This window comes from Mycobacterium sp. UM_CSW (genome assembly GCF_000455205.1).
Taxonomy (GTDB): domain Bacteria; phylum Actinomycetota; class Actinomycetes; order Mycobacteriales; family Mycobacteriaceae; genus Mycobacterium.
The window spans coordinates 23,267-33,974 of sequence record NZ_AUWQ01000024.1; the positions used below are offsets into that span (position 1 = coordinate 23,267).

Genomic DNA, 10,708 nt, shown 5'->3' on the forward strand with positions numbered 1-10,708 from the left:
CGAGCAAAGATCAAGCGTGATTCGAAAGTGCGTGCGGCGCTTGGGTTCGCCGCCTCGGAAGTCCGGGCGCCGCGCGGCGGAAGCGGTTCGCGATCAGGCGCGCCAGGCCGGGATGGGTGCCCAGCGGTTGGGTGACCACGTCGGCGCCGCTGGCCCGCAGGCGCTGTTGGAACAGGCCGTCGGCCAGTAGGTAGGAGGCGACGACGACGCGAGTCGCGCCGTCGCGGCGGGCGGCGGCGACCGCGTCGGCCACGGACGGATCGCCGGTGGCCGCGAATCCGAGCCGCACCCGCGATCCCACCAGCGCCGACAACGTGGTCGCGGTCACGTGCAGGTCGGCTCGCGCCCGTTCGTCGGTGGTGCCGGCCGCCGCAAGGATCACCGAATCACCCAGGCGCCAACCGGATTCCGTCAGCTGGTCGGCGACTATCCGCGCGATATCCCCACTCGGGCCGAGCGCGGGCGCGACGGTCACGTTCGGGTGGCGGCTGGCCGCCACGTGGGCGGGCACGTCGGTGCGCACGTGATATCCGCGCGACAAGAAGGCCGGGACCACGACGGCCGGGCGGCCGGTGGCCGCCGCCCGCGACAGCACCTCGCCGGGCGTCGGGCCCAACACGTCGACGAACGCGACCTGCACCCGGCGGTCGAGCAGCGCGCTCACCTGCGCTGCGAGGTCTCCGATCATCGCGACGCCGCCCGGCCTGCGGGTGCCGTGCGCGGCCAGGATCAGCTCCATTCGGCGCCGCCCGGAGGGTCGATGGCGAGCCGGTAACCCCGCTTGACCACCGTCGCGATGATGTTCTTGTCGCCCAAGGCCGTTCGCAGCCGGAGCACGGCCGTGTCGACGGCGTGCGGATCGTTGCTGCTGCCGGGAAGCACCCGCAACAGCTCGGAACGCGCGACGACGTCGCCGGGCCGTTGCGCCAGCGCGCGCAGCACCGACATCCCCGACGGCGACAGCAGCTTGATGTCACCGTCCACCAGCACGCACGTTCCGCGGATGTCGATCGTGTGGCCGGCCACCTGCACCGTGGACGATCCCAGCAGCGGCAGCTCCTCGGCGATGTGGCGGGCCAACGCGCCCAACCGCATTCGCGCGGGCGACGAGGTGGGGACGCCTTTGCGGATCAGCGGTTTGGAGGTCACCGGGCCGACGCACATCGCGTGCACGTCGGTGCGCAGGGCGTCGAGCACCTGGTCCTCGACGGCCAGGTCGCGACTGCGTTCCAGCACCGCCGCCGCCGCGGGCGCCGACGTGAAGGTGACGGCGTCGAACTGCCGTCGCGCGATCCCGGTCACCAGCAAATCGAAATCACCGCCCAGCGGTGTCGACTTCCACCGGTACACCCGGATGGGGATCACCTCGGCGCCCGCGAAGCGCAGGCCGCCGATGAACTCGGGGAACGGGTCCCACGCATCGGCGGCGCCGTGCAACTGGATGGCGATGCGCAGCCCGGACACGCCTGACTCGAGCAGATACTCGAGCACCTCTTGTGAGGATTCGGACTCAGGAGACCACTCCTCGTGCAGCCCGGCGGCGCGCACCGCGCCCGTGCCTTTGGGCCCCCGCGAAACGATCCGCGTCTTCGACAACGACGCGATCAACTGGTTGGCCAGCCCCCATCCTTCGGCGGCGGCAAGCCAGCCCCGGAAGCCGATGCCGGTGTGCACCACCAGGATGTCGGGCGGTTGCGCGATCAAAGCCTCAGTGTGGCTTTGTAATTCGTCGTCTTCGGGGAGCGCGATCATGTTGATCGCGGGCGCGCTGCAGACCTCCGCGCCCTGCCTGCTCAGCAGTGCGCAGAGTTCCTCCGCGCGCCGGGATGATGTAACCGCGACCCGGTAGCCGGCCAGCGGCGTGGACCTCGGCTGAGCCATAAGACCTGTGTATGCCTGCGACGTTTCCGCTGCGTTACCACGTAATTGCTGCAGCATTGCCCTTGTTGCGACTGCCATCACACCCGCGCGTGATCTGCTACGGGGACGGTTTCCGGCGCGCTCGGGCGGCGCACGTACAGCGTCCAGGTGAGGATCGCGGCGAACACATAGGACGCCAAAAACGTCCAGTAGGCCGACGTTTCGGTGCCGCTGTTGAGGTAGGACTCGCGCAGCGCCAGGTTGATCCCCACGCCGCCCAGCGCGCCGACGGCCGAGCAAAAGCCGATCAGCGATCCCGACATCGCCTTCGACCAGTGCCGCCGCTCGGCATCGGGAAGATCCAGGCCGCGGCTGCGCGCCTCGAAGATGGACGGGATCATCTTGAATACCGACCCGTTGCCCATCCCCGACAACACGAACAGCGCGATGAAGCCGATCACGTAGCCGATCATCGTTGTCGAGCCGCCGCCGTCGCGGCCGTCGACGGTGCTGATGGCGGCCAGCAGTCCGGCACCGACGATCATGCCGCCCAGGACGCCCAGCGTGACGCGGCTGCCGCCCAGTCGGTCGGCCAGCCGGCCGCCGTAGATGCGCGCCAGCGAGCCGAATAGCGGCCCCACGAAGGCGATCTGCGCGGCGTGCAGCGACGCGTGCTTGGCGGTTTCGCCTGCCTCCTGGAAGTTGATCTGCAGCACCTGGCCGAACGCAAACGCGAACCCGATCCAGGAGCCGAAGGTGCAGATGTAGAGCAGCGAGATCACATAGGTGTCGCGCTCGAAGAGGACCGAGCGCATGGTGTTGACCTCGATGCCGTGGTCGAGGTTGTCCATGAACAAAGCCGCGGCGACGCCGACGATCGCCAGCAAGACGAGGTACACCGCGCAGACCCAATACGGCGCTTCGTGGCCCGCGCTCGCCAGCACCAGCAGGCCGATCAGCTGGATGACGGCGACGCCGAGATTGCCGACGCCGGCGTTGATCGCCAGCGCCGCGCCCTTGAGGCGCTGCGGGTAAAAGGCATTCACGTTGGCCAGCGATGCCGCGTAGTTGCCGCCGCCCAGGCCGGTGAGCGCCGCGCACACCACATAGGGGCAAAGCGGCAGCCCGGGATGCGCCATCAGCACGATGGTGCCGACGGTCGGGATCAACAAGACGAACGCCGAGAAGGCCGTCCAGTTGCGCCCGCCGAAGGTGGCGATGCCCAACGTGTAGGGGATGCGTGCGCAGCCGCCGACCAGGGTGGCGACGGCGCCGAGCAGCAGCTTGTCGCCGGCCGAGAGGCCATAGACGGATGCGGGCATGAACAGTGTCATCACCGGCCAAAGCGTCCAGATCGAAAAGGCGACGTGGTCACCCGCAACGGTGCAAAGCAGGTTGCGACGGGCGACGTTCTTGTTGCCGGCCTCCCAGGCCGCCGCGTCCTCCGGATTCCAGTCCGTGATGCGGTGGTTACGGCCCATGCGGTCAGCACCCTTCCTCGACGGCGGGATATCGCGAACAAGCTTGGGCCGCCGTGCATTTCGATGCTCACATTTGGTGCGGAAGCCAGTCAACTCAATTCGACCGATATCGCCTGTAAGTTGAATCCCAGTTATCTGGTAAATAGCTGGGGGCAATTCGGTAAGGCGAGTGACTTCGTCCGGCCGCGGGATTTATTGTGAGCTGCAATACATTCCGCGCGCGCAAACGCGCTGACTACCAGACGTCGCCCGCCCGCCAGTCGCACATCAACTCGGCGGCGGGGTCCAGGCTGATCGCGACCGGTAGGACGAACACGGCGCCGTCGTCGTCGGGCGTGCGGGTCGGACCGGTGGGGGCCAGCACCGACGTCGGGCCGCGCCACGGCAGCCAGCCGCGCGCCCCGTAGATGCTGCGCGCGACGTCGGTCGAACTGACGGCACCTACTTGGTAGGCGCCGCGGATCACCTGCTCGACGCCGTCGAGCAGGGCGTGCACCAGGCCCCGGCCGCGAAAATCCTCCCGCACCGCGACACCTTCGACGTAGCCGCAGCGCAGCGCGTCGCCGCGGTAGAGCAGTCGCCGCTGGACGACGGCCGCGTGCGCGATGATCGCGCCATGGTGCCAGATCAGGGCGTGCATGCCCCCCAGCGAGTGCTCCCAGTCGTGGTCGCCGAAATCCCCGGCGAATGCGGCGGTGACCATCTGGCGGACGCGCTGCCGGGTCTCGCTGTCGAGATCGGCGGTGTGGACCAGGCGCGCAGTGTGGACCTGGGTTTGCACCCTACGAGTATGACCGACCGCCCCGGGGCCGCGCCCAGTGCAGGCGCACGTACTGGCCCGGTCGCACCTGGGCGATCTTGTCGGCGTCCTCGTCGGTGACCACGCCGATCACCGGGTACCCGCCGGTGACCGGGTGATCGGGTCCGAGGATCACCGGTAATCCGTTGGGCGGCACCTGGATTGCGCCGCGGGTAGCGCCCTCGCTGGGCAGCTGCCGGTCCGGCCAGCGGTGCTGCAGCGGGCGGCCCTCCAGCCGCATTCCGACCCGGTCGCTGCGGTTGGAGGCCATCCAAATCGTGTGCACCAGGGCGTCGGGATCGGTGAACCAGTCGTCGCGCGGGCCCGGCACCACCTGCACCTCGACCAGGTGTTCGCTGATCGCCGCCACCGGCGCCTGGTCGAGTTCGGGGTAGTCGTCGGTGTGCTCGCCGACCGGCAGCCGGTCGCCGCTGTGCAACGGCGCCGGGCCGATTGCCGACATCACGTCGTAGCTGCGCGAGCCCAGGACGGGCTCCACGCAGATCCCGCCGCGCACCGCCAGGTACGTTCGCAGCCCGGCCCGCGGGGCGCCCAACGAGATCACCTGCCCGTCGCGGACGTGGTGAATGCTGTTGGTGCCGAACTTGATTCCGTTCACGGTGGGGTCGGTGTCGGCGCCCGTCACCGCGATGTCGACGTCGCCCCCGCGGACGCGGGCGGAAAAGCCGCCGAAGGTCACTTCGACGGTGGCGCGGTCGTCGGGGTTGGCGACCAGCCGGTTGGCAAGCGTGTGCGCGCGGCGGTCGGCGGCCCCGGACCGGCTGACGCCGAGGTGGGCCAGCCCCGGGCGGCCGAGGTCCTGGACGACGGCGAACGGCCCGGTGCGCAAGATTTCCAGGGTTGGCACGGCAATCTCCTTGCTCAGACGGCGCGGAACTGAACCCACATGCCCCGGGTCAGCAGCGCCGGGTTGGGCCGGTCGAGATCCCACAGGACGGCGTCGCTGTGGCCGATCAGCTGCCAGCCCCCGGGCGACTGCCGCGGATACACCGCGCTGAACTCGCCGGCCAGGGCGACGGAGCCGGCCGGCACCGACGTCCGCGGCTCCGAGCGGCGCGGCACCCGCAGGCGAGCGTCGCCGTCGACCAGGTACGCGAAACCCGGTGCGAAGCCGCTGAATCCGACCCGCCACGGGGTGGCGGTGTGGGCCTCGATCACCTGCGCCGTGGACAGCCCGGTATGGCTGGCGACCTCGGCGAGGTCCGGGCCGTCGTACACCACGTCGATCACCACGTCGGCGTTGCGGTCCGCCGGGGGCCCCGCGTCGGCGGCCACCCGCATCCTGCGCAGGCGCTGCCGGGTGACTCCCTGCAGGCGCGGGCTGTCGAGCTTGACCAGCACCGTGCGGGCGGCGGGGACGACGTCGACGACGCCGGGCAGGGCCGCCGCGGCCAGCGCGTCCACCCACGCCAATACCTCGGCGGTGCTGCCGCATTGAAGCATCAGGGCGTGGTCGCCGTAGTCGAACACGGTGTTGCCGACCAGGTCGGTCGACAGCTCCTGGGAGAGGCCGCTGCCAATATCCGTCACGCTCATTACTGAACGGTAACCCCGGCATCCGTGCAGGCGGGAGGGAATTCGGAGGGATTTTCGAGCACTGCCAGAGGTGCCTTAACGAACGCTCAAACAGCCGGGATTCAGCCCAGGATCTTGGCGATCAGCGGCGGCAGTTGATCGGCCACCAGCGGGTAGCTCAGCGGTGACGCGAAGGCGATCGCGCCGGCCTGGTCCTTGGTGGTGAAGATGTGGCGGTTCTGGGCGGTCGCCAGCGAGGCCGCCACCTCGGGGTCGGCCAGCAGGGCCTTCTGGTCGTCCGGGCTTTCGGTTGTCCAGATCACCACGTCGGCGGAATCGAGCACCGCCTTGATCTGATCGCGCGGGATGACGGCGCGGTGATCGGTGCCGAAGGGCTTGATGCTGTCGGCGATGACGAGGCCCATTTGGTTGAGGAAGTCGGTCCGCCAGCCCGCCAGGGTCGCCACCACCGTGCCCTGCCAGAGGGTGCCCTGCATGAGCAACGCCTTCTTGCCCGTCCACTGCTGGTTCTTTTGGGCGACGGCGGCGAATTGCTTGTCGACGCCGTCGATCAGGGACTTCATCTGGTCGGCCTGGAACACCGCCTGCCCGACGGCGGTGGCCTGCTCCTTCCACGGCTCGAAGAACGCGTCGCCGTCCGACTGCGCGAGGGTGGGCGCGATCGCCGACAGCTTCTGGTAGGTGTCGGCGTCCAAGCCGGCGTTGATGGCCACGATCAGGTCCGGTTTCAGGCCCGCGATCTGGTCGACCTGAATGCCGTTGTCCAGGTTCAACACCACGGGCTGGGCGCCACCGAGCTTGGACTGCGCCCAGGGCCACACCGCGAACGGCTGATCGCCGAACCAATTGGTCACCGCGATGGGAACCACGCCCAGGGCCAGCAGGTCATCCTGCTCGGTGTAGCCGGCGCTGACCACGCGCTTGGGCGGCTCCTTGATGACGGTCTGACCGAACAGGTGGGTGACGGTCACCGATCCGCCCGGGGCGGCGGACGACGATTTGCGTGGCGAACAGGCCGCTAACACTCCGGCGAACCCGGCCATCCCCGCAGCCCCCGTGAGCTGCAGGAATCCCCGCCGATTCCATCCGTGTCGCATCGCGTGAGATTATCGCTTTCTTCGCTCGGACCCGCTTCGCCGCGCGGCTCATCCCCTTCGCGGACCTTCGTACCCGACCCATGGGCTGTAGTCGGCGATCAGCTCTTCCTGGGGTGGGCGCCGCTCGGCCGGGACATGTTGCAGGTTGATGCGGATCCGGTACCAGATCGAACTGGGCCCGCGCATGCCGTCGACCAGGACGTCGGCCGGCTGCAGCAGCGCCGCCGCTTCGGGATGGCGGTCGCGCCAGGTGTCCAGGGCGGCCATCGCCTCGTCTTTGGTTTTGGTGCGGGCGATCTCGATGAGCGGCTTCGACGAGACGCGCCCGCTCTCGGTGCGGCTGCCCGATCCCTTGGGCGCGCGCTCCGGCGGCCCCAACTCCTCGGCGAGCATCAGCAGCCGATCCAGCTCGCCGACCGCGTCGTCCATGCCCTCCCACGGGTCGCCCAGCTCGGCGAACCGGGCGGGCACCGTGTCGATGGTGAAGGCGGCCGGATCGCAGCCGGCGACCTCGTCCCAGTGCAGCGGCGTCGATACCCGGGCATCCGGGGTGGCCCGCACGGAATACGCCGACGCGACGGTGCGGTCCTTGGCGTTCTGGTTGAAGTCGACGAACACGCCCTCGCGCTCCTCCTTCCACCAACGGCTGGTCGCCGCCTCGGGAATTCGCCGCTCGACCTCGCGCGCGACGGTCTGGGCGGCCAGCCGCACCTGGCGGAACTCCCAGCGCGGGGCGATCCGGGCGTAGATGTGAAAGCCCCGGGATCCCGACGTCTTCGGCCACGCGGTCAGGCCGTAGTCCTCCAGCACCTCGCGGGCCACCGCCGCGACGTCGACGATGCGTCGCCACGCGACGCCGGGCATCGGGTCGAGGTCGACGCGCAATTCGTCGGGGTGATCGAGGTCGCCCGCGAGCACCGGGTGCGGATTGAGGTCCACGCAGCCCAGGTTGATCACCCAGGCCAGCCCGGCGGCGTCGCGCACGACGGCCTCCGCCGCGGAAGTGCCGCGGGCGTAGTGCAGTTCGGCGACGTCGACGTAGTCCGGTCGGTTGGCGGGCGCCCGCTTCTGGAACACGGCCTCTTGCGAAATGCCCTTCACGAAGCGCTTGAGGATCATCGGGCGCCCGGCCACGCCGCGCAGCGCCCCGTCGGCGACGGACAGGTAATAGCGGACCAGGTCGAGCTTGGTGTGCGGGCCGGAGCCGCCGTGGCGTTCGAATACCACCTTGTCGGGGTGGGTGATGGTGACCTCGCGCCCGGCCACCTCCACGGACACCGGGCCGGTCATGTTCATCATGGTAGGTCGGGGGGTATTAACTAGTGGCACTGCGACCTACGTCACATAGGGTGGAATTCATGCCTAACCTCATCGGCCTGCCCGGACAGGCGGTCTCCAAAGTTCAGCAGTACCTCGAGCGGGGCGCGGCCGAACTGCACTACGTGCGCAAGATCTTCGAATCGGGCGCGTTCCGCATCGAGCCACCGCAGAACTACGCCGCGATGGCCGCGGAGATCTACAAGTGGGGCGAGTTCGGCATGCTGCCGTCGCTCAACGCGAGGCGCCATCCCGACAAGGCGGCCTGCATCGACGAGGAGGGCGAGTTCACCTATCGCGAGCTCGACGAGGCCGCGCACGCGGTGGCCAACGGGCTGATCGACAAGGGCGTCAAGGGCGGCGACGGGGTTGCCATCCTGGCGCGCAACACCCGCTGGTTTCTGATCGCCTACTTCGGTGCCGCCCGGGTCGGCGCCCGCATCATCCTGCTCAACAGCGAATTCTCCGGACCGCAGATCTGTGAGGTGTCGGAGCGCGAGGGCGCCAAGCTGATCATCTACGACGACGAGTACACCAAGGCCGTCAGCAAGGCCGAGCCGGAGCTGGGCAAGCTACGGGCGCTGGGATCCAATCCCGATGCGGACGAGCCGTCGGGCAGCGACGACGAGACGCTGGCCGACCTGATCGAGCGCAGCAGCTCCGAGCCCGCCCCGAAGGCGAGCAAGCACTCGTCGATCATCATCCTGACCAGCGGCACCACCGGCACCCCCAAGGGCGCGAACCGCAGCACCCCGCCGACGCTGGCGCCCATCGGGGGAATCCTGTCGCACGTGCCGTTCAAGGCCGGCGAGGTGACGTCGCTGCCGGCGCCGATGTTCCATGCGCTGGGTTTTCTGCACGGCACCATCGCGATGTTCCTCGGCTCGACCCTGGTGCTGCGGCGCAAATTCAAGCCGCCGCTGGTGTTGGAGGACATCGAGAAGCACAAGGTGACGGCCATGGTCGTGGTCCCGGTGATGCTGTCCCGCATCCTCGACGCGCTCGAGAAGATGGACTCTAAGCCCGACCTGTCCAGCCTGAAGATCGTGTTCGTGTCCGGCTCGGCGCTCGGGTCGGAACTGGCGGAACGGGCGCTCAAGGACCTGGGCCCGGTGATCTACAACATGTACGGCTCGACGGAGATCGCCTTCGCCACCATCGCCGAGCCCAAGCACCTGGAATTCAATTCGTCGACGGTCGGGCCGGTCGTCAAGGGCGTCAAGGTGAAGATCTTCGACGACAACGGCAAGGAGTTGCCGAAGGGTGAGGTCGGGCGGATCTTCGTCGGCAACGCCTTCCCGTTCGAGGGATACACCGGCGGAGGCAAGAAGCAGATCATCGACGGGCTGTTGTCCTCGGGCGACGTCGGCTACTTCGACGAGAACGACCTGCTCTACATCAGCGGGCGCGACGACGAGATGATCGTCTCCGGCGGCGAGAACGTCTTCCCGGCCGAAGTCGAGGACCTCATCACCGGGCATCCGGACGTCGTTGAGGCCACCGCCATCGGGGTCGAGGACAAGGAGTGGGGCCACCGGCTGCGCGCGTTCGTGGTCAAGAAGGAGGACGCCGACCTCGACGAGGACACCGTCAAGCACTACGTCCGCGACCACCTGGCGCGCTACAAGGTGCCCCGGGAAGTCGTGTTCCTCGACGAGCTGCCGCGCAACCCCACCGGCAAGATCCTCAAGCGCGAGCTCCGCGAGATGGAGATCGACTGACCCCTTCAGGTCACCTGCGTGCCTGGATGGCGCGGGTGATCTGGGCGGAGAGCTTGGGATCGATCAGCAGCTGATCGATGAGCGCCGTGAGGACCTCCTGGCCGGTCACCCGGGCGACCCCGATGCGGTCCGCGGCCTCGCGCTGCCAGACGTCGAGCGCGCGGTGCGTGGCCAGCGGCAGATCGACGGTCCGTCGGGTTCGCCGGCCGCCCGCCGGCTGGGCGGGGGCGGCCCCGAGCATGTTGAGGCGCTGGGTCGGGCCCGTCTGGTCGGGCCGCGGCGGCTTGGCAATGTAACGGGCGAACCGGTTCGGGCTGGACTCGTTGCGGTTGGGGTTGATCGTCATCGCGGCGACCCTCTCTGGGGTGCAATCAGTAGGTCCGCTTCTCAGTATGCGCGTCGTCGGGCACCCTCCCATTGATATCACCGCCGGGCGCGTCCGGCGCGCTGGACCGCACTCGGCGGGTCGCGGTGGATTAGCGCTCTCAAATGCAAGCAAATTCATCAAACTGCGAAGTCATTAACTAATTAATTTCGCATTCACTTAGGTACTGATCTCAGTAGAACCGTCCTGAACAGCTAGAATCGCTGGTCAGCAAATACTGATCCAGTAAATGTGCAAATCCAATTTATACGAGCGCCATTATCGCATTCCAATCGGTTCGACTAGATAAAAGTCACATTGGGTGGTTTTTCGTGTGTATAAACCGCAAGATATGGATATTCGTCATTTGACGCACTAGGCGTTGCCAAAGGTTTCAGGCTTCTTGTTCAACAACGTGGAAGGAGCTCACCAATGTTGAATTCACTCGTTTCGATCCGTAAGGCCGCGCTCGCCGCGGTGGGCTCCGGCGCGGTGGCCGGGGCGCTGCTGTT

Annotated in this window: 10 protein-coding genes; 1 reads left to right on the forward strand and 9 read right to left on the reverse strand. The window is 68.1% G+C overall.

The window, feature by feature from the left end; all coding sequences use genetic code 11:
* Positions 1 to 10 precede the first annotated feature (10 nt).
* From N415_RS10435 to N415_RS10470, 8 genes are all read right to left on the reverse strand, one after another.
* The gene (locus N415_RS10435; RefSeq protein WP_068180629.1) at positions 11 to 739 is read right to left on the reverse strand and encodes a sirohydrochlorin chelatase; all 729 of its coding nucleotides are present in this window, start codon (positions 737 to 739) and stop codon (positions 11 to 13) included.
* Entirely contained in the window at positions 730 to 1,881 is a 1,152-nt protein-coding gene (locus N415_RS10440) for a uroporphyrinogen-III synthase (RefSeq protein ID WP_068180632.1), read from the reverse strand. Before N415_RS10440 ends, N415_RS10435 begins: the two co-directional genes overlap by 10 nt.
* Before the next feature lie 77 nt (positions 1,882 to 1,958).
* The gene (locus tag N415_RS10445) at positions 1,959 to 3,341 is read right to left on the reverse strand and encodes a nitrate/nitrite transporter (RefSeq protein ID WP_068180635.1); all 1,383 of its coding nucleotides are present in this window, start codon (positions 3,339 to 3,341) and stop codon (positions 1,959 to 1,961) included.
* A 235-nt stretch (positions 3,342 to 3,576) separates the two neighbouring features.
* Positions 3,577 to 4,122 (reverse strand): GNAT family N-acetyltransferase, encoded by a 546-nt coding sequence (locus tag N415_RS10450; protein ID WP_068180638.1) that lies wholly within the window; start codon positions 4,120 to 4,122, stop codon positions 3,577 to 3,579.
* A gap of 1 nt (position 4,123) precedes the next feature.
* The gene (locus tag N415_RS10455) at positions 4,124 to 5,008 is read right to left on the reverse strand and encodes a 5-oxoprolinase/urea amidolyase family protein (RefSeq protein WP_068109493.1); all 885 of its coding nucleotides are present in this window, start codon (positions 5,006 to 5,008) and stop codon (positions 4,124 to 4,126) included.
* A gap of 14 nt (positions 5,009 to 5,022) precedes the next feature.
* Positions 5,023 to 5,697: an allophanate hydrolase subunit 1 gene (locus N415_RS10460; RefSeq protein WP_068180641.1), complete on the reverse strand. Its 675-nt coding sequence runs from the start codon at positions 5,695 to 5,697 to the stop codon at positions 5,023 to 5,025.
* 101 nt (positions 5,698 to 5,798) lie between these two features.
* A complete protein-coding gene (locus tag N415_RS10465; protein WP_068180644.1) occupies positions 5,799 to 6,794 on the reverse strand; it encodes an ABC transporter substrate-binding protein in 996 nt (331 codons plus the stop codon).
* A 48-nt stretch (positions 6,795 to 6,842) separates the two neighbouring features.
* A complete protein-coding gene (locus N415_RS10470; RefSeq protein WP_068180647.1) occupies positions 6,843 to 8,093 on the reverse strand; it encodes a DNA polymerase domain-containing protein in 1,251 nt (416 codons plus the stop codon).
* Between the two features lie 59 nt (positions 8,094 to 8,152).
* Between N415_RS10470 and fadD2 the strand changes: the two genes are divergently transcribed.
* On the forward strand, positions 8,153 to 9,832 hold the full coding sequence (gene fadD2, locus N415_RS10475; RefSeq protein WP_068180662.1) for a long-chain-fatty-acid--CoA ligase FadD2: 1,680 nt from the start codon (positions 8,153 to 8,155) through the stop codon (positions 9,830 to 9,832).
* A gap of 10 nt (positions 9,833 to 9,842) precedes the next feature.
* On the opposite strand, the gene N415_RS10480 is transcribed toward fadD2, so the two are convergent.
* Complete coding sequence (locus N415_RS10480; RefSeq protein ID WP_068180649.1) at positions 9,843 to 10,178, reverse strand: ATPase; 336 nt, start codon at positions 10,176 to 10,178, stop codon at positions 9,843 to 9,845.
* Positions 10,179 to 10,708: the final 530 nt, after the last annotated feature.